At 69.8% G+C, this 25,131-nt stretch carries 21 protein-coding genes; 9 read left to right on the top strand and 12 right to left on the bottom strand.

The genetic code is table 11. The features are described from left to right. Positions 1-15 precede the first annotated feature (15 nt). The gene (locus SM116_RS05080) at positions 16-1,260 is read right to left on the bottom strand and encodes an extracellular solute-binding protein (RefSeq protein ID WP_320943370.1); all 1,245 of its coding nucleotides are present in this window, start codon (positions 1,258-1,260) and stop codon (positions 16-18) included. Positions 1,261-1,538: 278 nt separating this feature from the next. Between SM116_RS05080 and SM116_RS05075 the strand changes: the two genes are divergently transcribed. The 7 genes from SM116_RS05075 to SM116_RS05045 all read left to right on the top strand — a co-directional run bounded on the left by SM116_RS05075 (position 1,539) and on the right by SM116_RS05045 (position 7,852). Further along, complete coding sequence (locus SM116_RS05075; RefSeq protein ID WP_320944102.1) at positions 1,539-2,411, top strand: SIS domain-containing protein; 873 nt, start codon at positions 1,539-1,541, stop codon at positions 2,409-2,411. Next, entirely contained in the window at positions 2,408-3,343 is a 936-nt protein-coding gene (locus SM116_RS05070) for an ROK family protein (protein ID WP_320943369.1), read from the top strand. Before SM116_RS05075 ends, SM116_RS05070 begins: the two co-directional genes overlap by 4 nt. Further along, entirely contained in the window at positions 3,340-4,308 is a 969-nt protein-coding gene (locus SM116_RS05065; RefSeq protein ID WP_320943368.1) for a 1-phosphofructokinase family hexose kinase, read from the top strand. Before SM116_RS05070 ends, SM116_RS05065 begins: the two co-directional genes overlap by 4 nt. Then, a complete protein-coding gene (locus SM116_RS05060) occupies positions 4,305-5,165 on the top strand; it encodes a class II fructose-bisphosphate aldolase (protein WP_320943367.1) in 861 nt (286 codons plus the stop codon). Before SM116_RS05065 ends, SM116_RS05060 begins: the two co-directional genes overlap by 4 nt. Beyond that, positions 5,162-5,950 carry a DeoR/GlpR family DNA-binding transcription regulator gene (locus SM116_RS05055; RefSeq protein ID WP_320943366.1) on the top strand — a complete coding sequence of 263 codons (789 nt, stop codon included), beginning with the start codon at positions 5,162-5,164 and terminating at the stop codon, positions 5,948-5,950. Before SM116_RS05060 ends, SM116_RS05055 begins: the two co-directional genes overlap by 4 nt. Before the next feature lie 121 nt (positions 5,951-6,071). Further along, complete coding sequence (locus SM116_RS05050; protein WP_320943365.1) at positions 6,072-7,442, top strand: FAD-binding oxidoreductase; 1,371 nt, start codon at positions 6,072-6,074, stop codon at positions 7,440-7,442. Further along, positions 7,439-7,852, top strand: a complete 414-nt coding sequence (locus SM116_RS05045; protein WP_320943364.1) for an NUDIX hydrolase — start codon at positions 7,439-7,441, stop codon at positions 7,850-7,852. Before SM116_RS05050 ends, SM116_RS05045 begins: the two co-directional genes overlap by 4 nt. 157 nt (positions 7,853-8,009) lie before the next feature. Here SM116_RS05045 and SM116_RS05040 read toward each other — a convergent pair whose 3' ends face one another. The 6 genes from SM116_RS05040 to SM116_RS05015 all read right to left on the bottom strand — a co-directional run bounded on the left by SM116_RS05040 (position 8,010) and on the right by SM116_RS05015 (position 14,242). After that, positions 8,010-8,789 (bottom strand): glucosamine-6-phosphate deaminase, encoded by a 780-nt coding sequence (locus tag SM116_RS05040; RefSeq protein ID WP_320943363.1) that lies wholly within the window; start codon positions 8,787-8,789, stop codon positions 8,010-8,012. Next, positions 8,782-9,708, bottom strand: coding sequence for an ROK family protein (locus SM116_RS05035; protein WP_320943362.1), 927 nt, complete (start codon positions 9,706-9,708; stop codon positions 8,782-8,784). Before SM116_RS05035 ends, SM116_RS05040 begins: the two co-directional genes overlap by 8 nt. A gap of 43 nt (positions 9,709-9,751) precedes the next feature. Next, positions 9,752-10,660 carry a carbohydrate ABC transporter permease gene (locus SM116_RS05030; protein ID WP_320943361.1) on the bottom strand — a complete coding sequence of 303 codons (909 nt, stop codon included), beginning with the start codon at positions 10,658-10,660 and terminating at the stop codon, positions 9,752-9,754. Further along, a complete protein-coding gene (locus tag SM116_RS05025; RefSeq protein WP_320943360.1) occupies positions 10,657-11,640 on the bottom strand; it encodes a carbohydrate ABC transporter permease in 984 nt (327 codons plus the stop codon). The genes SM116_RS05030 and SM116_RS05025 overlap by 4 nt, the downstream gene beginning before the upstream one ends. Before the next feature lie 26 nt (positions 11,641-11,666). After that, positions 11,667-12,974, bottom strand: coding sequence for a sugar ABC transporter substrate-binding protein (locus tag SM116_RS05020; protein WP_320943359.1), 1,308 nt, complete (start codon positions 12,972-12,974; stop codon positions 11,667-11,669). 74 nt (positions 12,975-13,048) lie between these two features. Further along, on the bottom strand, positions 13,049-14,242 hold the full coding sequence (locus SM116_RS05015; RefSeq protein ID WP_320943358.1) for an ROK family transcriptional regulator: 1,194 nt from the start codon (positions 14,240-14,242) through the stop codon (positions 13,049-13,051). A gap of 189 nt (positions 14,243-14,431) precedes the next feature. Between SM116_RS05015 and SM116_RS05010 the strand changes: the two genes are divergently transcribed. Continuing rightward, entirely contained in the window at positions 14,432-15,874 is a 1,443-nt protein-coding gene (locus SM116_RS05010; protein ID WP_320943357.1) for a L,D-transpeptidase family protein, read from the top strand. 32 nt (positions 15,875-15,906) lie between these two features. On the opposite strand, the gene SM116_RS05005 is transcribed toward SM116_RS05010, so the two are convergent. Continuing rightward, a complete protein-coding gene (locus SM116_RS05005) occupies positions 15,907-16,833 on the bottom strand; it encodes an N-acetylglucosamine kinase (RefSeq protein WP_320943356.1) in 927 nt (308 codons plus the stop codon). 82 nt (positions 16,834-16,915) lie between these two features. Then, on the bottom strand, positions 16,916-19,132 hold the full coding sequence (locus SM116_RS05000) for an NADP-dependent isocitrate dehydrogenase (protein WP_320943355.1): 2,217 nt from the start codon (positions 19,130-19,132) through the stop codon (positions 16,916-16,918). A 206-nt stretch (positions 19,133-19,338) separates the two neighbouring features. Between SM116_RS05000 and SM116_RS04995 the strand changes: the two genes are divergently transcribed. Beyond that, positions 19,339-19,791 carry a GNAT family N-acetyltransferase gene (locus tag SM116_RS04995; protein WP_320943354.1) on the top strand — a complete coding sequence of 151 codons (453 nt, stop codon included), beginning with the start codon at positions 19,339-19,341 and terminating at the stop codon, positions 19,789-19,791. Between the two features lie 65 nt (positions 19,792-19,856). Here the strand turns inward: SM116_RS04995 and SM116_RS04990 are convergent, their stop codons facing one another. The 3 genes from SM116_RS04990 to SM116_RS04980 form a co-directional block, all read right to left on the bottom strand. After that, positions 19,857-20,939 (bottom strand): hypothetical protein, encoded by a 1,083-nt coding sequence (locus SM116_RS04990; RefSeq protein ID WP_320943353.1) that lies wholly within the window; start codon positions 20,937-20,939, stop codon positions 19,857-19,859. A 233-nt stretch (positions 20,940-21,172) separates the two neighbouring features. Further along, positions 21,173-22,984, bottom strand: coding sequence for an ABC transporter ATP-binding protein (locus SM116_RS04985; RefSeq protein ID WP_320943352.1), 1,812 nt, complete (start codon positions 22,982-22,984; stop codon positions 21,173-21,175). Continuing rightward, complete coding sequence (locus tag SM116_RS04980) at positions 22,981-24,822, bottom strand: ABC transporter ATP-binding protein (protein ID WP_320943351.1); 1,842 nt, start codon at positions 24,820-24,822, stop codon at positions 22,981-22,983. Before SM116_RS04980 ends, SM116_RS04985 begins: the two co-directional genes overlap by 4 nt. Positions 24,823-25,131: the final 309 nt, after the last annotated feature.

The raw sequence follows: 25,131 nt of genomic DNA, 5'->3' as shown, positions 1-25,131 counted from the left end.
AACCTTTCCGGGGTGTCAGCCCTTGTCCGCCGCGGCCTGGATCTCGTCCAGGACGTCCGTGGCCGGCTTGGTCTGAATCTGGCCGAACAGGGACTTGAACGCGGCATCCGTGGCGTCCCACTTGGGGTTCGTCGACGGGTAGAACTTCGCGCTCGGCAGCACCTCGAGGAACGGCTTCAGGTCGGGCTCGTTGTCGAGCGCCGTCGCTCCGGACTTGGTGACCGGCAGGAAGCCCTCCGACTTCACCCACGGCACGTAGACGTCCTTGGAGTAGAAGTAGTCGAAGAACTTCTGGATGGCGGCCTTCTTGTCCGTCTTCGTCTTGAAGGCCATCAGCTGGTCTTCGACGCCGAGCGTCATGGCACTGCCGTCCTTCGTGGGGATCGGGACGATCGAGTAGTTCAGGGAGGGGTTCTTCTCCTTGATCTGGCCGACGGTCGGCGGCAGGCCCACCTGCATCCCGATCTTGCCCTGGATGAAGATGTCGAGCAGCGGGGTGCGGTTCGTCGAGCCGGGGTCCTTCTCCGTCGCGCCGGCGTCGATCATCTTCTTGATCTGGTCGCCGCCGGGCAGGTTGGACGGGTCGCTGACCGTGATCTTGTCGGCGTTGCCGAACGTGCCGCCGCCGCCCCACAGCCACACGGCCGCCTCCGCCTGAGCCTCCTCCGAGCCCAGGGGCATGCCGTAGCCGGCGACTCCGTTGCCGAGCTTCGAGATCTTGACCGCGGCGTCCAGCTCCTCGTCCCACGTCTTGGGCGGCGTCGAGACGCCGGCCTGCTTCAGCAGGTCGTTGTTGACGAACAGCGCACGGGCGGAGGCGATGAACGGCAGCGCGTAGGCGGTGCCCTTGTACTCCTCGTTCTTGACGAAGGCATCCTGGAAGTCCGACATCGTGCCGTTCGAGACGACGTCGCTCGCCTTGTACAGCAGGTCGTCGGAGGCGAAGCCCACGAAGGGACCGCCGTTGTAGATGTCCGGCGTCTGGCCGCCCTGGATCTTGGTGGTGATCACCGTCTGCAGGTTGTCCCACGACTCGACCTGGAGCTTGACGGTGATGTCGGGGTACTTCTTCTCGAAGCCCTTGATCACGGTCTGCCAGTTCTGCTGCGTCTTGTCCGAGTAGCTCGGGACGAGCATGTTGAGCGTGGTGGCGCCGCCGGACGCATTGCCGGACGATCCGCCGCCGTACCCGCACCCGGTGAGCGCGAGCGCTGCAGTCGCCGCGATCGCGGCGCCTCCCAGCAGGTGGGTCTTCTTCATGTGCTGCATCCTCACTGTCTCGTGCAAAGGGTGGTGCTCGGGCGGCATCGCTCGGGCTGCGGGTGCAGTTCCTCGGCTTCGTCGCCTATAGTCCCTTTTGTTAGGACTCTGAGCATATTGCCAAGCTCTCATGGCCGGCGCATATTTCGATCAGGATACTGATTGAAAATCGGCGTTACAAGCACTTTAGATCATGCGCTATGCTCATTCCTGCAAACTACGAGCAAACAGGAGCAGCCGTGATCGAACAGGACCCCACCGGCCGTATCGCCGAGCACATGGCGCGAGAGCTCGCCTCGCAGCCCGAGACGTGGGCGCGGGTCGCCGGCCTCGACGCCGTGCGCGCCGGCATGCCGGCCGCCGGCCGCCGGGTCGCGATCGTCGGATGCGGCACCTCGTGGTTCATGGGCCAGTCCTACGCCGCGGCCCGCGAGTCCCTCGGCCTCGGCGAGACCGACGCGTTCGCCGCATCCGAGGCCTTCGTCGTCGACCGGCATTACGACGACGTCGTGCTGCTGTCGCGCTCGGGCACGACGACCGAGATCCTCGAGCTCGCCGATCGCCTCACCGGCCGCGTGTCGACCATCGGCATCGTGGGGGATGCCTCGTCCCCACTGGTCTCCGCCGTCGACAGGCCGCTCCTCCTGCCCTTCGCCGACGAGCAGTCGGTGGTGCAGACGCGCTTCGCGACCACGGCCCTCGCCCTGATGCTCTCCTCGCTCGGCGTCGACCTCGCGCCCGCGATCGCGGATGCCGAGCGAGCCATCGCCGAGGAGCTCGACCCGGAGCTCGTCGGCGCCGAGCAGTACACGTTCCTCGGGCAGGGCTGGACGGTGGGCCTCGCCCACGAAGCGGCGCTGAAGATGCGCGAGGCATCCCAGTCCTGGACCGAGTCGTACCCCGCGATGGAGTACCGCCACGGGCCCATCTCGATCGCCGCGCCCGGCCGCGTCACCTGGCAGTTCGGCGACGCGCCCGAGGGCCTCGCACAGCAGGTCGCGGCGACCGGGGCACGATTCGAGCAGGGGTCGCTGCATCCGCTCGCCGAACTCGTGCGTGCACAGCGCGTCGCACTCGAGCGCGCCCGCGCCAAGGGCCTGAACCCCGACGAGCCCCGCTCGCTCACCCGTTCTGTCATTCTCGAACCATGACTCTCTCGCTCGGCGACGGCCGGCCGATCCTCGCGTTCGACGTCGGCGGGACCGACATCAAGTCCGCCCTGTTCGACGCCGGCGGCCACGCTCTCGGCGTCGAGCGCACACCGACTCCCCTCGCCGGCTCCGAGACCCCTGTCGCGCTGACCGCGCGCCTCGCCGAGCTCGCCGCCGAGCTCACATCGCGCTTTCCCCGCACGACCCCGACCGCGGCGGGCGTCATCGTGCCGGGCATCGTGGATTCGACGCGCGGCATCGGGGTCTACGCGAGCAATCTGGGATGGCACGACGCGCCGATCCGCGAGCTCGCCGCGGACGCGCTCGGCATGCCGGTCGCATTCGACCACGATGTGCGGGCTGCCGCATGGGCCGAGCACCTCATGGGCGGAGCCCGCGCGTTCGACGACGTCTTCGTCATGGTGATCGGGACGGGCATCGCGGGCTCGCTCATCGTGGACGGCCGGCTGCATCCCGCCGGTGGCTACGCGGGTGAGATCGGCCACTCCCCCGTCGCCGGCGGATCGGAGTGCCCGTGCGGGGCCTACGGGTGCCTGGAGACCGTCGCCTCGGCCGGCGCCATCGCCCGCCGCTACACCGAGCTCTCCGGTCACACCACCGACGGCGCCCGCGCGGTCTTCGCCCGCGCCGCGGCCGGAGACACCGTCGCGACCGCCGTCGTCGATGCCGCCATCGATGCCCTCGTGCTCGCGCTCGCTCAGCTGACGGCGATGCTCGCGCCGCAGGCCGTCGTCATCGGCGGCGGCCTCTCGCGTGCCGGCGATGCACTGTTCGAGCCGCTGCGCACGCGCCTGGACGCGCGCCTGAGCTTCCACCGCCGACCGCAGCTGCTGCCGGCCCAGCTCGGCGAGGACGCCGGGCTCCTGGGAGCCGCGATCATCGCCCGCGAGCGAACGGATGCCGCCGCATGAGCCGCGCGCAGACGGGACGGATCGTCGCCGTGACCCCGAACCCGGCGCTCGACATGACCTGGCACGTCGACGGCCTCTCGGTGGGCGAGAGTCACCGGGTGGGCCCGGCACGCGTGCGCGCAGGCGGCAAAGGCCTGAACGTCGCCCGGGTTGCGGCGCAGCAGGGTGCCGATGTCGTGGCCGTCACGACGTGCGGGGGGTCCACCGGCGCGGAGTTCGCCGCCGAGCTCGCGGCGAGCGGCATCCCGCACGTGCTCGTCCCGGTCGATCCGCCGACGCGGCGCAGCGTCGCGATCGTGGATGCGGCGACCGGCGACGCGACCGTCCTCAATGAGCGCGGCTCCGATCCGGGCGCCGCCGCGTGGCTCGCACTTGTGGCTGCGACGACGGATGCGGCTGCCGCCGCAGCCGTCCTGGTCGTCTCCGGCAGCCTGCCGCCGGGCGCTCCCGACGCGGTCGTGCCCGAGCTGGTCGGCATCGCGGCGTCGCGCGGCATCCCCTCGATCGTCGACACCTCCGGAGCGCCGCTGCTCGCCGCCGCCCGGGCCGGTGCCACCGTGCTGAAGCCCAATCGTGCCGAGCTGGTCGAGGCGACCGGCATCGACGACCCGGTCGCCGCCGCCCGCACGCTGCTCGAACACGGCACTCGACTCGTCCTGCTCTCGCTCGGCGCGGGCGGCATGCTCGCGGTGACGGCGGACACCGAACCGCTGCATGCACGTCTGCCCGAGGTGCTCGCGGGCAACCCGACGGGAGCGGGGGATGCGGCGGTGGCCGCCGCATCCGTCCTCCTGGCATGCGGGGTCCACGACCCGGCGTCGCTCCTGCGCGCGGCGGTCGCGTGGTCCGCCGCGGCGGTCCTGGAGCCCGTCGCCGGCGAGATCTCACCCGCACACGTCGAGTTCGCCCAGCGCATCGACGTGTTCCCACTCTCGAAGACATTTCCGATGACGGAGGCCCGATGACCCTCGCCCACGCCCGCGACCTCGTCGCCGACGCCGCCGACCGCGGTACCGCGATCGGCGCGTTCAACGTGATCCACCTCGAGACGGCCGAGGCGCTCGTCCGCGGTGCGGAGACGGCGGGCCTGCCCGTCATCCTCCAGATCTCGCAGAACTGCGCGGACTACCATGGCGCTCTGGCGCCGATCGGTGCGGCGACCCTCGCGATCGCCGACGCGTCGACCGTCCCGGTCGCGGTGCACCTCGACCACGCCGAGCGCGAAGAGCTCGTCGCCGATGCGATCGCACTCGGCTTCGGCTCGGTCATGTTCGACGCCTCGACACTCCCCTATCAGGAGAACGTACGTGCGACCGCCCGCGTCGTGGCCGCCGCCCATGCGGCCGGCGTCTCGGTGGAGGGCGAGCTCGGCGAGATCGGCGGCAAGGACGGCGCCCATGCGCCCGGTGTGCGCACGGACCCGGACGAGGCCCGCGACTTCGTGGCTGCGACGGGAGTGGACGCCCTGGCCGTCGCCGTGGGATCATCGCACGCCATGACGAGCCGCACCGCCCACCTCGATCTCGAGCGCATCGCGCGCCTGCGCGCCGCCCTCGACGTCCCGCTCGTGCTGCACGGCTCATCCGGAGTCCCCGATGACGTCCTGGCGGCCGCGATCCGCGCCGGCATGACGAAGATCAATGTGTCGACGCACCTGAACGGCTTCTTCACCCGCGCCATCCGGTCCTCCCTCGACGGGGACCCGACGATGGTCGACTCGCGCAGGTACGTGTCCGCCGGGCGGGCCGCCGTGGCGGCCGAGGCGGAACGGATGCTGCGCCTGTTCGCGCTCCAGACCGACGCGCTGCGGGTCGCCTCATGAAGCGTGCCGAGCGACTCGCGGCGATCATCGAGCTGCTGGCCGCCTCGGACGGCGTCGAGGTCGACGAGCTCGTCGACACCCTGGGCGTCTCGGCCGCGACCGCGCGTCGAGACCTGGACGCCCTCGCCGAGCAGCGGCTGCTCACCCGCACCCGCGGCGGTGCTGCGCCGCTGAGCGTCGCCTACGAGCTGCCCCTGCGGTACAAGAACCACCAGCGCACCGCGGAGAAGCAGCGGATCGCCCGCATGGCCGCGCAGATGATCCCGACCGGGTCGGTCGTCGGACTCACCGGTGGCACGACGACGACCGCGATCGCGGCGGCCCTCGCGATGCGGACGGATGCTGCGCCCGCCGCCGCGCTCCACGCGTTCACGGTCGTCACGAACTCGGTCAACATCGCCGCGCAGCTGGCGACCCGTCCCTCCCTCAAGATCGTGGTCACGGGCGGCGTGCTCAACGCCCGCTCCTACGAGCTCGTCGGCGGATACGCGGAGCAGGTGCTGCGCGGCCTCACGATCGACGTGGCGTTCATCGGCGTCAACGGCATCGACGCGGAGGTCGGCGCCACCACGCACGACGAGCGCGAGGCCGCGGCCAATAGGCTGATGGCCGCGCGCGCCCGGCAGGCGGTCATCGTCGCCGATTCGAGCAAGATCGGCCGCACCGCGTTCGCCGTGATGGGCGGCCCGGAGCGGTTCCCGATCGTCCTCACCGATGCCGGCATCACCCCGGAACAGCGCGCGGAGCTCGTCGAGCGCGGCTACGACGTCCGGGTCGCGGAGTGACCCGTGCGCACCTCTCGCGAGCCCTCATCCATTTCCCGAGCCCACAGCCGATTCGCGTGATCTGAGTGTGGGTTCGGTCATGGAGCGAGGGCTCGCCGAAACGCATCTCTAGGCTGAGAGTGTGACCTCCGACGTCCTCGACCAGCTCCGCGACGCGCTCGGCGAGCGCGTCGACACGACCCCGGGCGCCCTCGACGGGGCCCGCGCCGACAAGTCCGGGCACGCGGCATCCGCCCCGCCCGTCGCCGTCGTCCACGCGGCCTCCGTCGCCGACGTGCAGGCGGTGTGTCGCATCGCGACGGCGACGGGAACACCGGTCGTCCCGCGCGGCGCCGGGACCGGACTCGCGGGAGGAGCGAACGCGGGGCGCGGCGAGATCGCGCTGTCGCTGCGGTCGATGACGCGCATCCTCGAGGTCCGCCCCGACGATCTGCTCGCCGTGGTCGAGCCGGGCATCCTCAACGGCGACCTCAACGAGGCGCTCGCGCCGCACGGACTGTGGTGGGCGCCGGACCCCGCGAGCCGCGCGATCTCGACGGTCGGCGGCAACATCGCCACGGGCGCCGGGGGGCTTCTGTGCGCGAAGTACGGGGTCGTGCGCGACGCCGTCCTCGCACTCGACGTCGTGCTCGCCGACGGCAGGCTGATCCACGTCGGCCATCGCTCGGTCAAGGGCGTCACGGGGCTCGATCTCACGTCGCTGTTCATCGGGTCCGAGGGCATCCTCGGCATCGTCGTCGGCGCGACACTCAAGCTCACGCGGCTCGTCCCGGGCGCGCCGCGGACGATCGCGGCGACCTTCCCCCGCGGCGTGCGCTCGGCCGCGCAGGCCTCGGCAGCCGTGACGGCGGCCGGCATCCAGCCCGCGATCATGGAACTGATGGATACGCAGTCCCTCGCGGCTGTGCACGCCCTGCTGGGGCTCGCAGCCCCGCCCGTCGGGGCCGCGCAGCTGACGGTCCAGACGGACGGCCCGGCCGCGGCGACCGAAGCGGACGAGATCGCGGCGGTCCTGCGCGACGCCGGCGGTCAGGTGGCGGTCTCGCAGGATCCCGCCGAGGGCGAGCGGCTGCTCGCGATCCGCCGGTCGATGCATCCCGCCATGGAGTCGCTCGGCCGCACCCTCATCGAGGACGTCAGCGTGCCCCGCAGCGCCCTGCCGGCGATGTTCGATGAGATCGCGCGGGTCGAGCGCGAGTACGGGATCGCGATCCCCACGGTCGCGCACGCCGGCGACGGCAACCTGCATCCCAACTTCATCATCCCCGACGGTGAAACCGACGTGCCCGATCAGATCTGGGCGGCCGCGGACGACCTCTTCCGCGCCGCTCTGCGCCTCGGCGGAACGCTCACCGGAGAGCACGGCATCGGCGTGCTGAAGAAGCGATGGCTCGCGGACGAGCTCGGCGACGATCAGTGGCGCCTGCAGCGCGACATCAAGCGCCTGTTCGACCCCCAGGGCATCCTCAATCCCGGCAAGGTCTTCCCGTGAGCGCAGCGCCCGCGGAGCGCGTGATCCGGGTCAGCGCCGTCGTGGTCACGGATCCGTCCGGGCGCGCGCTCGTCGTCCGCAAGCACGGCACGGCCGTCTTCCAGCAGCCCGGCGGCAAGCCCGATCCCGGGGAGGGGGCGCTCGAGGCCGCCGTCCGTGAACTGCTCGAAGAGACGGGGATCGTCGCGGATCCCGCCTCGTTCACGCCGCTCGGGATGTTCCGGGATGCCGCGGCCGACGAGCCCGGTCACACCGTCGTCGCGGACGCGTTCGCGCTGACGCTGCCCGGACCCGAGGCGCTCGCCGGTGCGGAGATCGACGAGCTGCGCTGGATCGGCGAGGGCGACGTGGATGCGACTCCCCTCGCCCCGCTCAGCCGCAATCAGCTGCTGCCCCTCGCCTGGCGCTGAGACGCGGTACAGCTAGCTCGTGAAGTCATCGAACGGCGTACGCGACGAGCAGTCCGCCGCCGATCGCCCACGTCAGGCGGGCGTCGCGCCCGGTCTCCGTGAGCACCTGCGCAGAGCCATTCGTCATGTCGTCAGAGTAATGGCGCGCGCGACGGATCTACAGGCCCTGCCAGGCGGGCTTGTTCGCGTACGTGTAGCGGTAGTAGTCCGCGAAGCGCAGGTGCGATGCCGCGGCCTCGTCGACGACCACGGTCGCGTGCGGATGCAGCTGGATCGCGGAGCCGGGCAGCGACGCCGTCACCGGACCCTCGACAGCGCCGGCCACGGCCTCCGCCTTGCCGTCGCCGAAGGCGAGGAGCACGAGGTGCTTCGCGCGAAGGATCGTTCCGAGCCCCTGCGTGATGCAGTGCATCGGCACGTCGTCGATGCTCGGGAAGAAGCGCGCGTTGTCCTCGCGCGTCTGCTCGGTCAGGGTCTTCACACGGGTGATCGACGCGAACGACGACCCCGGCTCGTTGAAGCCGATGTGCCCGTCGGTGCCGATGCCGAGCAGCTGGAGGGCCACTCCCCCGGCCGCATCGATCGCGGCCTCGTAGTCGGCGCCGGCGTGCTCGATGCCGTCTGTGCGCCCGTCGGGCACGCGGATGCGCGCCGGGTCGAGTCCCAGCGGCTCGACGACCTCGCGAGTGATGACGGAGCGGTAGCTCTCGGGATGCGCCGGATCGATGCCGACGTACTCGTCGAGGGCGAAGCCGCGCACCTGCGACACGTCAACGTCGGCGACGCGCGAGCGCAGCGCCTCGTAGACGGGCAGCGGCGTCGAGCCGGTCGCGAGTCCCAGCACGACGGACGGGTCTGCGCGGATCAGCCGCACGATCTCGTCGGCGACGAGAGCCCCCGCCGCAGCGGCGTTCTCGACGATGACCACTTCAGCCATGGGCAAGGACCTCCTCGGTATCGCGGTCGGCGCCGACGAGCGCCGCACCGATCGCGGCGACCGGCGAGCCCGCCGGAAGCACGCGCACGCGCTGGTCGAGGCGGAGCGAGCGGATGAACGGGGATGCGTCGGCGCTGCGCTCGAGCTCAGCACCCACGACGGCCATCAGCCGATCGCCCAGCATCGTTATGCCACCCCCGAGGACGACGGTACCGGCATCCACCGTCAGCACCAGGGCGCGGATCGCGGCGCTCACGCCATAGCCGATGCCGTCGCGCAGCTCGATCGCGAACGCGTCACCTGCATCGGCGGCGTCGAAGACGTCGCGGATCGGCAGCTCGCCCGGGCGATCCCAGCGGCGCGCGACCGCGCCGCCGCCCGAGAACGCCTCGACGCAGCCGTGCTGGCCGCACGTGCACAGTGGCCCGTCCGCATCGATCGACAGGTGGCCGACCTCACCGGCCGTGCCGGATGCTCCGGCCCACAGCCGCCCGTCCACGACGATGCCCGCAGCGACGCCGGTGCCGACGTTGAGGTAGGCGAGGGTTCCCGTCGCGCCGACGAGCGCCGCGGCGCCGAGAGCGGCCGCTTTCACGTCGTTCTGCACGGCCACGGGCAGCCCGAGCTCGGGACCGACGGCGGCGGCGAGGTCGAGCTCGTCAATGCCGAGGTTCACGGCGTGCCGCACGCGCGTGGAGCCCGGCTCGATGCGTCCCGGGATGCCGATGCCCACCGAGGCGAAGGCGGCGACGGGCAGCCCGAGCTCGGCAGCGAGCGCCGAGACGGCGTCGACCACGGTGCGGACGACCGCATCCGATCCCCATCCCGTCGCGAGCCGCACCCGAGCCCGCACCGTCCCCGCCCCGTCGATCGCGACGGCGTCCGTCTTGGTCCCGCCGATGTCCAAGCCCGCTCTCATGAGCCGCTCTCCCGACGGGAGGCGGCTGCAGCCTGCGCCCGCATCAGCCCTTGACCGCCCCGGCCGACATCCCGACCACGAGGTGGCGCTGGATGATGAGGAAGAAGACGACGACGGGGAGCGCGAACAGCACCGAGGCCGCCATCTGCCCGCCATAGTCCGTGCCCGTGACGGGCGAGGAGAACGACACCAGCCAGATCGGCAGGGTGTACATCGCCTGCTCCTTCATGAAGGTGTAGGCGAGGATGTACTCGTTCCAGGCGGAGATGAAGGCGAAGATGCTCGTCGAGATCACACCCGGGACGACGAGCGGGAACAGGATGCTGCGCAGGATGCGCCATGTGCCCGCACCGTCCATCATCGCGGCCTCTTCGAGCTCGACCGGGATCGTGATGAAGAACCCCCGCAGGGTCCAGATCGCGAACGGCAGCACAGCCGCGACGTACGCGAGCGAGAGGCCGAAGAACGAGTTCAGCAGACCCAGGTTGTTGAACATCAGGAACTGCGGGATGAGCAGCGCCGTGCCGGGCAGCATCTGGACCGCGAGGATCAGCACCATGATCGTGCGGCGCCCGCGGAAGCGGAACCGGCTGAGTGCCGCCGCGGCGAACAGCGAGAGCGCGAGCGCGAAGACCACGGCGCTCACGACGACGATGATGCTGTTCTGGAGGTTCGTCAGGAACGACGTCTGCGTGATCGCGACGATGAAGTTCTCGAGCGTCGGGTTCAGCGGCAGGAAGTGGGGTGTCGAGGTCATGACCTCGGGCCGCGGTTTGAACGCCGTGTTGACCATCCAGTACACGGGGAAGATCCAGACGACGCTGAAGACGATCGCGATGGCGGTCGCCCAGCCGTGACGCTGGCGGCGCCGCCGCCGGGGCCGCGTGGGCCGCGCTCCCGTGCGCGTCGCCGCGGCCGTGGACGTCGACGACGCGGTGGTGATGGTGCTCACAAGTCCTCCCCCGAGCGAAGCAGGCTGCGGATGTAGAAGCCGCTGATGATCATGAGCATGATCGTGGTGATCACGGAGATCGCGGCGCCCGTTCCGATCTTGAAGGTGTTGAAGGCGGTCAGGTAGGTCCAGATGCCGAGCGTCGCCGTCGTGTTGTTGGGCCCGCCCTGGGTGACGAGCCAGATCTGGTTGAAGACGTTGAAGTCCCAGATGATCGAGAGCACCGTGACGAGCAGGATCGTCGGCTTCAGGTAGCTGAGGACGAGCGTGAAGTAGATGCGGGGCTCGCTAGCGCCGTCGATGCGGGCGGCCTCGAGCATCGACGTGTCGATCTGCGTCTGCGCCGCGTAGGTGGTCAGCGCGATGAACGGCACCGCTTGCCACACGACGAGCATCCAGATGCACAGCAGAGCGAGGAAGGTGTTGTTGGCCCACGACAGGTTGGTCACGTCGCCGAAGATGCGCAGCTGGGTCAGCATCCAGTTGATGACGCCGTAGCCCGGCTGGAACAGCCAGTTCCACACTTGCGACGACGCCACGTTCGGCATGCCCCAGGCGAAGATCAGCACGATCGTGACGACATAACGCATCACGGTGCCCAGTCGCATCATGAGCTCGGCGACGCCGACTCCGATGATGAGGCTGCCGACGACGAGTGCGGCCGTGAAGCCGATCGTCAGCAGCGTCGACCACCAGAACTGCGGGCTCGCAAGGGTCTTCGTGTACTGGTCGAGCCCGACGAAGCTGAACTCCCCCGTGAAGAGGGTCCGCTGGTTGAAGTCCGTGAAGGACGTGAAGACGAGAAAGACGATCGGCGCCAGGATCAGCGCGGCGATCACGATTCCGGCCGGCGAGAGCAGCCAGAGCGGCGCGTAGCGCGCCTGCGCGGTGTAGCGGCGAGGGTGCCGTGGCCGCCGCCCGGGTCGGGCGGCGGCCACACCCTCGCCTGCGACGCTTGTCGCGGTCGAGGCGATGGTCATCTTCTCCGTGTCCTGCTATCGGTCGATCACTGGTTGAGGGTCGAGTTGACCGTGGCGTCCCACGTCTTCGCCGCGTCGGACGTCGACTGGCTGCCCGAGGTCACCGACTGGAAGAACTGCTTCATGCCGGGGTCCTCCAGCGACGCCCAGCTGCCCGAGGCCGGCGTGGCCTTCGAGTTCTGTGCCGACGTGAAGAACGCCTTCTGCAGGTCCGACAGGGTGCCGCCGTCGACCGCGGCCTTCGAGCCCTCGACGCTGTTCGGGATCCAGCCGTCCTTGCCGAAGACGTAGGTGTTCTGGATGTCGGGGCTGGCAGCGATCTTGACCCATGCACGGGCCAGCTCCTGGTTCTTGCTCTTGGTCGCGATGCCCCAGTCCGAGCCTCCGAGGTTCACCGGCTGGTTCTTGCCCGAGACGCCCGGCATCGGGAACGAGCCGAGGACGTCGTTCGTCATCTTCGGGTTGTCCTTCTGGACCACGCCGATCTCCCAGCCGTTGGCGATGATCGCGCCGGCCTTGCCGTCGGCGAACACCTGGTCCTGGTCGGGCTTGTCGGTGTTGAGCGTCTGGCTGGCGGCCGACGAGTACGCGTTCTGGAAGGCCTTCCAGTCGCCGAGGCCCTTCTGCGCCTCAGGCGTCGAGAAGCCGGCCGTCCACTTGCCGCTCTTCTGCGTGGCGATGTCGCCGCCCTGGTCCCACACCCACTGCATGCCGGCGTACCAGTACTGACCCGGGAGGTAGAAGGCGGAGAAGTCGGTGCCGGCGTTCTTGGCCTTGAGCTTGTCGAGGTCGGCCTTGAGCTCGTCGTACGTGGTGGGGGCGGCGGTGATGCCCGCATCCGCCCAGATGGTCTTGTTGTAGAGGACCGCACGGGCGCCGGCGAACGACGGGACGGCGTACAGCTTGCCGTCGACGGTGGCCGGATCCTGCAGACCGCCGAGCCACGTCTGGCCCTGCTGGAACTCGCTCTTGTACTTCGACAGGTCGGCGAGGCCGCCGCTCGAGGCGAAGGTGGCGACCTGGGTGTTGCCGAGGTCGAGCACGTCCGGCGGGGTGCTCGTGGCGAGCGCCGTGGTGATCTTGGTCGCGATGTCGGTCCACTGCTGGGTCTCGATCTTGACCTTGGCACCGGTCTGCTTGGTGAACTCGTCGTTGATCGCCTTGAGCGTCGTGTCCGAGAGGTCGCCGGTCATGGCCCAGACGGTGAGCGTCTTGCCCTTGCCGTCGACCGCGCCGCTGGTTGACCCAGATCCGGAGCTGCTGCCGCAGGCGCTCAGCGCCAGGGCGGCAGCGACGCCGACAGCGCCGACGGCGACGATGCGTGAAGTGCGCAATTTGTCTCCTCGTGTTTGGTGATTTCTCTTGGTGTGCGACGGGCCTTGCGGCTCCGTCTGGGGGATGTCAGGTCCTAGGACACGCCCAGCTGTCCGGACAGGACCATGACGGCCGCGCCGCGCAGGACGATGTCCTGGCCTTGCTCCGTCATCCGCACCCGGATGCCGTCGTGCAGGACGGTGAGGATCCGGGAGCGGAGGGTCTCGAGGGTCGCCCGGGCGAGCGGTCCGTCGAGAAGTTCAGGGGGGCCGGAGAGGACGACCTCCGACAGGTCGAGCGCACCCACGACGGGTGCGAGCGCGATGCCGAGACGCTCCCCGGCGTCGTACAGGATGCCGTCGCGGTCGGCGGGGTCGGCATCCGCGGTGCGAGCCGTGAGCGCCGGAGCCGAGAGCCACGCCTCGAGGCAGCCGGAGCGGCCGCATGCGCACAGCGGGCCACCGTCGGTGCCGACCGTGACGTGGCCGATCTCGCCCGCCGCCGAGTGGCTGCCGCGCACCGGCCGCCCGTCGATGACGAGCCCCGAGCCGACGCCGCGGCCGATCTTCACGAGCAGGACGTCGTCGGCACCGCCGAACGTGTACTCCGCGAGCACGGCCGCGTTCGCGTCGTTGGCGACGATCACGGGGACGTCGACGGCCGCGCGCAGCGCCGACTTGAGGTCGTAGTCGCGCCAGCCGAAGTTGGGCGCGGTGAGGACCACGCCCGCGTCGTCGACCACACCGGGGGTGCCGACGCCCATGCCGAGGATCGGCATGTCGGATTCTGCGGCGAGCTCACGGGCGAGCCCGATGATGATGCCGGCCGCGTCGTCGAGATGCTCGACGTGGTCGACCACGCGACGGCTGACGATCCGCCCGTCGAGGGTGAGCACCGCGCCGACGAAGCGGTCGCTCGCGGAGAGGTCGAGGGCGAGGATGCGGTGCCCCGTGCGGTCGAGGTCGATGAGGATCGCGGGCTTGCCCGGGCCGGAGGCCTCGCGCACGCCCACCTCGACGATGAAGCCGTCGGCGATGAGCTCGGCGACGAGGTCGGAGATCGTCACGCGCGTGAGGCCGGTCTCGCGCGACAGGTCGGCGCGGCTCATCGCCCCCTCGTGGAAGAGCGTCTGCAGGAGGAGCGCCCGGTTGTGCCCGCGGGCGTGCTCGGGAAGCACCTTGGCTCCCTGACGCAGTGCACGGCGGGGACCATAGGGATTCTCGTCGCCGTGGGTCGTGGGCGCGGGCTCGATCGTGGAAGAGCCGCGCTGCGCTTCCGGTGCAGTCATGTTTGTTAGTAGACCTTACGAACAAACATTCCGCAAGCCCTCGACCAGGTTTGCGCGGCCTCTTTACGAATTCGTTATATTCGCTGCCGGCGCGCGGCGTCGGCCATCGAGACCCAACCGTCACCGTCTCCGATCCGGCGCTCAGGCCGTCCCCGGTACAATAATGCTCGGGCAATTCGGGGGTTGACTGTGGCAGACACGGGCGAGCAGGGGGATGCCGGGAAGACCGGGGCTGATCACAGCACCGGCACCGGCGCGACATACGCGTGGGCACCGGCGGAACCGGCCCACCGCAAGCGTCACCTCGGCGCGTGGATCGGCGTACCCACAGGCATCGTCGCAGCGGCCGTCGTCGCGATCTCCCTCGTCCTCATCGCCCCCGGCGCCTCCGTCGCGAGCGTGCCCGTCGGAGGGATGACCGCGGGCGCCGCCGCCGACGCCATCACCGCGAGGCTCGCCTCGACGCCGGTGACCCTGTCCGGGCCCGACGGCCGAACGGTCACCATGACCGGCGCGGACCTCGGGGCGAGCGTCGATGCGGCCACGCTCGCGCAGGACACGTACGCCGACCACCCCCTGTGGAACGTGGCCGCGTGGTTCCCCTCGTCGCGCAAGGCCGACGTGAAGGTCGACCACGCCACGGTCGCATCGAAGCTCCACACGGTCTTCCCCTCGCTCTACGTCGCCCCCGTCGACGCGACCGTCTCCTTCGACGGCGCCACGGGCTCGTACACCGTCACGCCGGCGGTCGACGGCACCAGCGTGAACGTGGATGCCGTGCAGACCGCCATCCAGAACGCCTTCGCCGCCGGCTCGGCGAGTGCGGCCGTGACGGTGTCGACGACCCCGGTGGCCGCGGCCACGACGACCGCGCACGCGCAGGAGGTCGCCGGCAAGCTCAACAAGATGCTCGACACCGTCGGGTTCTACGTGGGCGACGAGCGGACGGTACCCGTCGACCGCGCGACCGCCGCATCGTGGATCACCGTGGCGGACAAGCCGGACGGCACCATCGGCGTGAGGGCCGACGCATCCAAGATCCAGAGGGTCGTCGATACGCTTGCGGCGTCCGTGAACCGTGCGCCCGCCGACGGCTCCGTCATCACGAACTCGTCCGGCACGGTGCTGCGCACCATCGCCGCCGGGCACAGCGGACGCACTCTCGGCGAGACCACGGGCGTCGCCGAGGCCTTCGCGAAGCAGCTGGCCAACCTCGACGGGGTGTACAAGCTCACCGTCTCCGAGGTCCCCGCGAAGATGGCGACGGCGCAGCGCCTGCTCGAGGTCAACCTGACAACGCAGACGCTGTACCTCAAGGAGAACGGGCAGGTCGTGGACTCGTGGCTCATCTCGAGCGGACGCACGTACCCCACGAAGACCGGTCACTTCCGGATCAACTCGCACATCACGTCGATGACGATGCGGGGCAACAACCCCGACGGCACGACGTACGCGCAGCCGGACGTCCCGTGGGTCATGTACTTCAACGGCGACCAGGGCTTCCACGGCGTGTACTGGCACCACAACTGGGGCCACACGATGAGCCACGGCTGCGTCGGGATGCCGATCCCCCGCGCCAAGCAGCTCTACGACTGGACCCCCACCGGCACCGACGTGTGGGTGCACAACTGACCCACGCGTGAGCGTGCGCGACGTCAGCCGGGTCAGCGCGACGCGACGGAGACGAACGCGCTGAGCGGATGCTCCGGCCCGACGCCCGGCAGTGCGGCGGCGCCGTCGAGGCCGGTGCCCCGTGCGCTGACGAGGTGCACCGCCACCGAGCCGTCGGCCAGGAGCTGCGCGAAGCGCGAGCGGATGAGCCCCGATGCGAACACGCCGCCGACGGCGCCGACGGCCCAGGATGCGTCCGCGTCAGCCTCCTCCGCGACCCGCTCGAGCGCCGCCGTGACCGATCGCGCGAGCTCCCCGGCCGCACGACGGCAGATGCCCTCGGCGACCGGGTCCGCATCCGCGAGGTCGGCGACCGCGGGGGCGAAGGATGCGACGATCCTGATGCGGTCGGGATCGCCCTGCAGGTCGATGTACGCCTCGTCGAGGTCGGGCCACCGCTCGCGCATGACATCGGTCAGCGGCGTGCGCGGACCGCGCCCGTCATAGGCGCGCATGCCGGCATCCAGCGCCTCTCGGCCGATCCAGTACGCGCTGCCCGCGTCGCCCATGATGTTGCCCCAGCCGTCGACGCGCGCGACGCGAGAACGGCCGACGGCGAGGGTCACGACTCCCGTGCCCGCCGCGACGACCGCCCCGCGATCGCCGCCGAGGGTGCCGAGGAACGAGGTCACCGAGTCGTGCGTGAGACGGGCGAGCCTCGTGCCGAGGTCCCGCGTCGCATCCAGCAGAGCGGTCGCGTCCGACTCGCGACGCGTGAGGCCCGAGACACCGGCCGACACCTCGGCGATCCGATTCCCGGCGGCCGCGGCACGCGCTGCGGCTGCCAGCTGCGGGATGAGCTCCTCGTGGGTGCGCACGCCCGCGAGAGTCGTCTCCCGAGGTGCGGCGCCGGGGGCCGTCATCCGGATCTTGATCCCGGTCTGGCCCGCGTCGATCGCGAGCATCGCTCCGTCGGTCACCCGTCGCCTCCTTCACGCGGCGCGGGCCGGCGAGGTCTCCCCCGCCGGCCCGTCCGCACTGATCGTCCCGGATCGTGTCGAGTCAGATGCCGTCGACGATGCCGTTCAGCGTCGCGGACGGACGCATGACCTGCGCCACCAGGTTCTCGTCCGGGTGGTAGTAGCCGCCGATGTCGACCGGCGAGCCCTGCACAGCGAGCAGCTCCTCGACGATCGAGTGCTCGTTGGCCGCGAGCGCCGCGGCGACCGGCGCGAACGCGGCGGCGAGCTCGGCATCCTCGGTCTGCTTCGCGAGCTCCTGCACCCAGTACAGCGCGAGATAGAAGTGGCTGCCGCGGTTGTCGATCGTGCCCAACGCACGGCCGGGCGACTTGTCGTTCTCGAGGAACGTGCCGGTCGCGGCATCCAGCGTGTCGGCGAGGACCTGCGCTTTCGCGTTGCCCGTGAAGCCGGCGTAGTGCTCGAACGACGCGGCGAGCGCGAAGAACTCGCCCAGGGAGTCCCACCGCAGGTAGTCCTCGGCGAGGAGCTGCTGCACGTGCTTCGGAGCCGAGCCGCCGGCGCCTGTCTCGAAGAGTCCGCCGCCCGCGAGCAGCGGCACGATGCTCAGCATCTTGGCCGAGGTGCCGACCTCGAGGATCGGGAAGAGATCGGTGAGGTAGTCGCGCAGGACGTTGCCGGTGACCGAGATCGTGTCGAGGCCCTGGCGCATGCGCGCCAGCGAGTACCGCGTCGCCTCGGCGGGCGGCAGGATGATCGTCGTGATGCCCTTGGTGTCGAGCTTGCCGAGGGAGGTCTGGACCTTGGCGATGAGCTGCGCGTCGTGCGCGCGGTTCGCGTCGAGCCAGAACACCGCCGGCACGCCGGTCGCGCGGGCGCGGCCCACGGCGAGCTTCACCCAGTCGCGAACCGGGATGTCCTTCGTCTGCGTCGCGCGCCAGATGTCGCCCGCCTCGACCTCGTGCTCGATGAGCACCTCGCCCTCGGAGTCGACGATCTGCACGCGGCCGGCGGTCTCGATCTCGAAGGTCTTGTCGTGGCTGCCGTACTCCTCCGCCGCCTGCGCCATGAGGCCGACGTTGGAGACCGTGCCGATCGTCGCGGGGTCGAGCGGACCGTTGGCGATGACGTCGTCGATCGTGGCCTGGTAGACCCCCGCGTACGACGAGTCCGGGATGACGGCGAGCGTGTCGTCCTCTCCTCCGTCGGCGCCCCACAGCTTGCCGCCGTTGCGGATGAGCGCGGGCATGGATGCATCCACGATGACGTCCGACGGAACGTGCAGGTTGGTGATGCCCTTGTCGGAGTTGACGTACGAGAGGCGCGGGCCGCGGTCGAGGTCGGCCGCGATCTCCTCGGCGATCTCCGCGCCGCCCTCGACGCTCGCGAGGCCGTCCAGAATCGCACCGAGCCCGTTGTTGGGGCTGAGACCCTCGCGCGCGATGACGTCGCCGTTGCGGTCGAAGACGTCGGCGAAGTAGGCCTTCACGACATGGCCGAAGATGATCGGGTCGCTGACCTTCATCATCGTGGCCTTCAGGTGCACCGAGTAGAGGAGGTTCTCCGCCTTCGCCGTCTCCAGGGTCTCGGCGAGGAAGGCGTCGAGCGCCTGAGCCGAGAGGAACGTGGCGTCGACGATCTCGCCGGGCAGCACCTTGAGCCCGCTCTTGAGCGTCGTGACCGCGCCGTCCTGAGCGACGTGCTGGATCGTGAGCACGTCGTCGCTCGGGATGACCACGGACTTCTCGTTCGAGCGGAAGTCGTCATGGCCCATCGTCGCGACGCGCGTCCGGGAGCCGGCGGCGAACGCCTTGTTGCGGTGCGGGTGCTTGCGTGCGTAGTTCTTCACCGACAGCGGGGCACGGCGGTCGCTGTTGCCCTCGCGCAGGACGGGGTTCACGGCGGACCCCTTGATGCGGTCGTACCGGGCGCGCACGTCCTTCTCGTCGAGGGACTGCGGCTCGTCCGGGTAGTCGGGGATGTCGTAGCCCTGGCCCTGCAGCTCGGCGATGGCGGCCTTCAACTGGGGGATCGACGCCGAGATGTTGGGCAGCTTGATGATGTTGGCCTCGGGCAGCGTCGCGAGGCCGCCGAGCTCGGCGAGCGCGTCGCCCACCTGCTGCTCGGGCGTGAGCTTCTGCGGGAAGGCTGCCAGGATGCGGCCGGCCAGCGAGATGTCGCGCGTCTCGATGTCGACCCCGGCCTGCCGGGTCACGGCCTGCACGATGGGGAGGAAGGATGCCGTCGCGAGCGCCGGTGCCTCGTCGGTGTGGGTGTAGATGATGGTCGAGTCGGGCACGAATCGTCTCTCTCTTGAAGGGAGGAGCCCTTGCGGGCGAGGCTGTGAGGGGCGTCGGATGCGGCCGCCGCACGCCGGTTCTCCGCGCGCAGCGACGCATCCGCCAGACTATCGCACACGCGAAAGTATCTCGACATCGAGATATCTCCCTATGGATGCGGAATCAAGCCTGCCTCTGGGACCAATGTGGGCATTAGCCTGTGCGTATGGCAGAACTTCGGCTGGAAGAACTGTCCGCCTCGACGATCGTGGCGGTCAACAACATGTCGCTGAAGCCCGGGCAGGAGGAGTTCCTCTCGCCGGTGAGCTACGGCATCGCTGCAACCGTCGTGAATCCGCAGACGTCCTGGCAGCGGGTCGTCCTGGACGGCGACGACATCGTGGGTTTCATCAGCGCGAACTTCGATCCGGACTTCCCGCAGGAGCACTTCCGCTCCGTGCTGTGGCGCATCAACGTCGACGCCGAGGACCAGGGCAAGGGCATCGGCCGCTTCGCGGTCGAGTCGCTCCTGGCCGAGGCGCGCGAGCGCGGCATGGACCACGTGAACGTGATCTACGAGGCCGGCGAGGGCGGGCCGGCGGCGTTCTTCGAGCGCGTCGGCTTCACGCCCGTCGGCGAGACCGAGTACGGCGAGATCATCGCCGAGGTCGGCCTCTAGCACCAGTCGATCGCACGGATGCCCGACTGGGCCCGAGCGCCGTGCTCGCCGAACCCGCAATCGCCTCACGATCCCTCACCCGATTGCGCACTATCGGCTGAGGGATCGATGAACGAGTGAGGGATCGGCGAAAAGGGGTGTGTCGCGCGTCGGGCTGACCCGGTTCCCCCCGCGCGGCCGCGCGGCGTGAGGCCGAATCGGGCGAGGCGCTGTTCGAAGGTCGCGGCATCCGCGATGTCCGCCGTACCCCAGCGGACCACGCGCTTACCGGTCATCCCCCTGATCCAGTCCTCGCGCCTCTTCTCCGCGACGACCACCTCCTCGATGCCACGACCGCCGCGCAACACCGGATCGATGTACTTTCCCATCCCATCGAACTCGCCGAATGCACCATCCAGCTCGAAGTCGACGTAATACGTCGTGCCGCCCGGTCCTGGCACCTGTGCCTGCAGGAGAGGCGGCGGGAACCCGATGTCCCGCAGGTAGAGATGGCTGACGGACTCGCCCGGCGACTCGATCCGACCGTCTCCCAGCATCAAGATCTCCCGCCCACGGCGCACTCCTCGTCCACCCTTCGGCAGGTATCGACCGATCTGCGCGCGCAGGGTCTCCGCACGATCGACGTCGTAGGTGCGGCTTCGGTCGCACCATGCGCCTCTGCGGAGGGCCGCATCCAGGACCGCGATCCCGGTCTCTCGCGGAGCGCTCCGTACGACCTCCGCGACGGCGCGCGGAAGGGAGGTGCAGCTGATGCCGCCGATCTCGACGATGTCCTCGTCCGGGACGGGAACCTCGTGGCGCGCGACCGTCGGCTTGCATGCGAGCACCTGTCCGTTCGCCGCCGACCCGCTCAGATGGACCCGGGCCGGCTCCATCCGGAAGAGCGGAAGCCCGTGCATGACGGCGGCCGACGCGTGTGAGAAGACCAGGCTCGTCCCCCGTTGTCGCTCGGCGGCGGCGACGACCCGTAGAAGGTGACGACCTTCGACATATCTCGAGCGCCACAGGGTCATTTCGACATATCGACCGTGATCCACCCGGTGCAGGTCGCCCCTCGCAAGGGATGCGCGGAGCATCTGCACTGTCGTGCCCCGGCGCTCGAGGTCTTCCCGGCTGAGCAGCGAATTGCGGGCATCATCGATCTCCATTGCGCCACGGTCGCACTCCCGTCGCCCCCGGATCGCGCCCACGCGCAGTCGGTGGATGGCACGACATCGACCATCCGCGCCGCGGAATCTCGGTCGCACCTCCACCCTGCATGACGGGACGGGCGCCGAGCCCTCACTGGTTAGTCGAACCCTCAACGAATATGCGTAGATCCGGTGGGGGTTCGGCAAACCGGTGTGGGCTCGGCGGAAGAGGGGCAGGCCGCCCCTGCGTGTCAGACGAGCGACGCCCGCCACGCGGAGTGCAGCTGGGCGAACTTGCCCGTGCCCGCGATCAGTGTCTCGGGGTCGTCGTCCTCGATGATGCGCCCGTGCTCCATCACGAGGACCCGGTCGGCGATCGCCACCGTCGAGAGCCGGTGCGCGATGATGATCGCCGTGCGGTCGGCGAGCAGCGTCTGCAGCGCCTCCTGGATGAGGCGCTCCGACGGGATGTCGAGCGACGCCGTCGCCTCATCGAGGATCAGCACCGCGGGGTCGGCGAGGAACGCGCGGGCGAACGAGATCAGCTGGCGCTGGCCCGCCGACACGCGTCCGCCGCGCTTGTTCACGTCGGTGTCGTAGCCGTCGGGCAGCGCCTGGATGAAGCCGTCGGCGCCGACCGCGCGGGCCGCGGCGCGGATCTCGTCGAGCGTCGCATCCGGCTTGCCGAGCGCGATGTTGTCCGCCACCGTCCCGCTGAACAGGTATGCCTCCTGCGTGACCATCACGATCGCGCGTCGCAGGTCGTTCGGGTGCAGGTCGCGCAGGTCGACGCCGTCGAGCGTCACCCGGCCGCGGGTCGGATCATAGAACCGCGACACGAGCTTCGCGAGCGTCGACTTGCCCGCGCCCGTCGTCCCGACCAGCGCGATCGTCTGCCCCGCGGGGATGTCCAGCGTGAAGTCCGGCAGGATGGTGCGCCCGGACGCATAGCCGAACTCGACGTCGTCGAACCGCACGTGCCCGGTCGAGGTCCACAGGTCGACGGGCTTGATCGGATCCGGCACAGACGGCTCCTCCTCCAGCACGCCCGACACCTTCTCGAGCGCGGCCGTGGCGGACTGGTACGAGTTCAGGAACATCGCCACCTCCTCCAGCGGCGAGAAGAAGTTGCGCACGTACAGCAGCGCGCCGAGCAGCACGCCGACCGCGAGCCGCCCATCGGCGACGCGGAAGGCGCCCCACAGCAGCACGACCGACAGCGTGATGTTCGAGAGCAGGATCATGCCCGGGTCGAGCACGCCGTACAGCTTCACGAGCTTCAGGTTGACGGACCGGTAGTCCGCCGAGATCTGGCCGAACTCGGTGTCGTTGCGCCTCTCCTTGCGGAACGCCTTGACGGCGCGCACGCCCGTCATCGTCTCGACGAACTGCACGATGAGCTTCGCGCTGACCACGCGCGAGGCGCGGAAGCCCTTCTGCGACTCGATGTAGAACCAGCGCATCAGCACCGACAGCGGGATGCCCATCAGCACCAGCACGAGACCGCTCTGCCAGTCCAGGAAGAACAGCGCCACGAGCGTGAACAGGCCGTAGAGCGAGCCCTGCACGAGCTGGTTCAGGCCGCCGTCGAGCAGCTCCCTGATCGACTCCAGGTCGCTGGTCTGCCGCGAGATGATGCGCCCCGAGGTGTAGCTCTCGTGGAACTCGAGGCTCAGCCGTTGCGTGTGCCGGAAGATGCGCGTGCGCAGGTCCATGAGGATCGCCTGCGTGAGGCGCGCCGACAGCAGGACGTACCACGCCAGCAGTCCCGCGCCGAGGCCGCCCGTCGCGACGTACAGCGCCGAGACCATGAAGGCCGGCATCCAGTTCGCGTACTGCACAGCCTGCGGAAGGGCCTGGTCGATGCCCCATGCGATGAGCGACGGACCGAGCACGCGCAGTCCCGTCGAAGCGACGATGACCAGCGCGGTCAGCACGAGCAGGCCCCGCATGGGCTGGATGAGCGAACCGAGGAGCTTCAGGGAGCGGCGACGGATGGCGCGGCTCTCGTCCTTGGTGTAGTCGTGGCGGTCCTCGCCACGGGTTCCCAGAACGGTGGTCACAGGTTCACCTCCATCTCCTGTCGAACGGGTTCGGGTCTCGGCCGCCGCTCGTCGGCGGCGGCGGCCTCGAGGCTCGAGATCACGTGCCGGTAGTGCGCGCTGTCGCGCAGCAGCGCCGAGTGCGTGCCGACGGCCGTGATGCGGCCGTCCTCGAGCACGGCCACGCGGTCGGCGAGCGCCACGGTCGAGGGGCGGTGGGCGACGATGAGCGCCGTCGTCGTCGCCAGCACCCGGCGCAGGGCCGCCTCCACCAGTGCCTCGGTGTCGACGTCGAGGGCCGACAGCGGATCGTCGAGCACGAGCACCTTCGGAGCCGCCGCCACCGCGCGCGCGAGCGCGAGGCGCTGGCGCTGGCCGCCGGAGAGGCTGAGACCCTCCTCGCCGACCATCGTGTCGACGCCGTCCGGCAGGTCGTAGGCGAACCCCGCCTGCGCGATGTCGAGCGCCTCACTCAGCACAGCCTCGGCCTCCGGACTGCGCGGATCGAGCCCGTCACGCCCGATCAGCACGTTCTCGCGCACGGTGGTGGAGAACAGCGTCGCATCCTCGAAGGCCATCGCGATGTGCGTGCGCAGTTCGTCCAGGCGCAGGTCGCGCACGTCGACGCCGTCGAGCTCGACGCTGCCCTGCGTCACGTCGTACAGGCGCGTCGGGAGCGTCGTGAGCGTCGTCTTGCCCGAGCCGGTCAGGCCTACGAGCGCCATGGTCTCCCCGGGCTCGAGCACGAGGTCCACGCCGTCGAGCAGATCGCGCTCGGCTGCTGCGGCATCCGGGTAGCGGAAGTGCACGTCGCGGAACGCGAGCTCGCCGCGCGGCTGCGGGATCGTCTTCGGCTCGGCGGGGTCGACGATGTCGTTCTCCTCGTCGAGCACCTCGAAGACGCGGTCGGTGGCCGTGCGCGTGTCGACGAGGAACGAGAACAGGAAGCCGAGCGACTCCAGCGGCCAGCGCAGCGCCGTCGCCATCGCGAAGAAGGCGAACAGCTCGCCGACCGTCAACTGGTCGGAGCTCACGAGCCAGATGCCGAGCAGCAGGCACAGTCCGAAGGCGACGACCGGGACGGCCTCCAGCCAGAACCAGAGGATGCCGACCTCTTTGGCTTTGTTCATCTCGGTGCCGCGGAGCGTCTCGACCTGGCGGGTGAACTTCTGCAGGGCGTGCTTGCCGCGGCCGAAGGCCTTCAGCACGCGGATGCCGTGCACGCTCTCCTCGACCGCGGTGGCCAGGTCGCCGGCCTGGTCCTGGCTCTGCCGTGTGAGCCCGCCGTAGCGCTCCTCGAAGCGGTAGCCGAAGAACCACAGCGGGATCGACACGACGAGGAACGTCACCCCGAGCGACCAGTGCCAGCGGAACAGCAGGAACGTGCCGATGATCACCGTGAGGACGTTGACGACGAGCAGGATGGAGCCGAACGCGAGCCAGCGACGGATCAGGTTGATGTCCTGCATCATGCGCGAGAGCAGCTGGCCCGACTGCCACTTGTCGTGGAAGGAGACGGGCAGGCGCTGCAGCCGCTGGTAGAACGACTGGCGGATCGCGTACTCGACGCCCGTGGCCGGCGTCAGGACGAACGCGCGGCGCAGGTAGACGAAGACGGCCTCGAGGATGCCGAGTACGAGCACGCCGGCCACCGACAGGATGATCAGCTGCGTGTTGCCCGATGCGATGGGACCGTCGACGGCGACCTGCAGGACGAGCGGGATGATCAGCGAGACCACGGCCGCGCCGAGCGCGACGACGAAGCCCCCGATGAGACGCGGCAGGACCGGTTTCACGAAGAGTGAGAGGCGCCCGAGCGCCTGGAGAGTGCTGAGTTTCGGAGGTGCGGAGAGTGTCATGTTCCTTGGGCCAGGGTCGGTGACGTGTGTTTCGGCAGGGCATGGCAGGGCATGCTGACGCCCGAGGCGCCTGATATGCAGTGGTCTGCGGGGTGTAACGCGATGTGCGGCGATCGAATGCCGCGGGGACGGAGAAGTCCGGTTAGCCCTCGAAGACGTGCCGGCCGCGGACAGCGGGGAGGAAGACGACCGGCTTGGCTGCGATGACGGCCTGATACATGTCTTCCTCCTTGTGTCACGGAAATGTGGCTGTCGCATCGTCGTAGGACGCGACAGCCCACCAGCCTAAACCTGGACGAACGCTGAATG

Source organism: Microbacterium rhizosphaerae, from assembly GCF_034120055.1.
Taxonomy (GTDB): domain Bacteria; phylum Actinomycetota; class Actinomycetes; order Actinomycetales; family Microbacteriaceae; genus Microbacterium; species Microbacterium rhizosphaerae.
The sequence above is the reverse complement of the archived record's forward strand: the minus strand, read 5'-3'. Positions and strand labels throughout refer to the sequence as shown.

What these genes read in the sequence shown, in the direction of transcription:
- SM116_RS04980 (WP_320943351.1), bottom strand. Translation starts at nt 24,822, where the DNA reads ATGACACTCTCCGCACCTCCGAAACTCAGCACTCTCCAGGCGCTCGGG.
- SM116_RS05015 (WP_320943358.1), bottom strand. Translation starts at nt 14,242, where the DNA reads ATGACTGCACCGGAAGCGCAGCGCGGCTCTTCCACGATCGAGCCCGCG.
- SM116_RS05065 (WP_320943368.1), top strand. Translation starts at nt 3,340, where the DNA reads ATGAGCCGCGCGCAGACGGGACGGATCGTCGCCGTGACCCCGAACCCG.
- SM116_RS05035 (WP_320943362.1), bottom strand. Translation starts at nt 9,708, where the DNA reads ATGAGAGCGGGCTTGGACATCGGCGGGACCAAGACGGACGCCGTCGCG.
- SM116_RS05060 (WP_320943367.1), top strand. Translation starts at nt 4,305, where the DNA reads ATGACCCTCGCCCACGCCCGCGACCTCGTCGCCGACGCCGCCGACCGC.
- SM116_RS05040 (WP_320943363.1), bottom strand. Translation starts at nt 8,789, where the DNA reads ATGGCTGAAGTGGTCATCGTCGAGAACGCCGCTGCGGCGGGGGCTCTC.
- SM116_RS05025 (WP_320943360.1), bottom strand. Translation starts at nt 11,640, where the DNA reads ATGACCATCGCCTCGACCGCGACAAGCGTCGCAGGCGAGGGTGTGGCC.
- SM116_RS04995 (WP_320943354.1), top strand. Translation starts at nt 19,339, where the DNA reads ATGGCAGAACTTCGGCTGGAAGAACTGTCCGCCTCGACGATCGTGGCG.
- SM116_RS05080 (WP_320943370.1), bottom strand. Translation starts at nt 1,260, where the DNA reads ATGAAGAAGACCCACCTGCTGGGAGGCGCCGCGATCGCGGCGACTGCA.
- SM116_RS05075 (WP_320944102.1), top strand. Translation starts at nt 1,539, where the DNA reads ATGGCGCGAGAGCTCGCCTCGCAGCCCGAGACGTGGGCGCGGGTCGCC.
- SM116_RS04990 (WP_320943353.1), bottom strand. Translation starts at nt 20,939, where the DNA reads ATGGAGATCGATGATGCCCGCAATTCGCTGCTCAGCCGGGAAGACCTC.
- SM116_RS05070 (WP_320943369.1), top strand. Translation starts at nt 2,408, where the DNA reads ATGACTCTCTCGCTCGGCGACGGCCGGCCGATCCTCGCGTTCGACGTC.
- SM116_RS05055 (WP_320943366.1), top strand. Translation starts at nt 5,162, where the DNA reads ATGAAGCGTGCCGAGCGACTCGCGGCGATCATCGAGCTGCTGGCCGCC.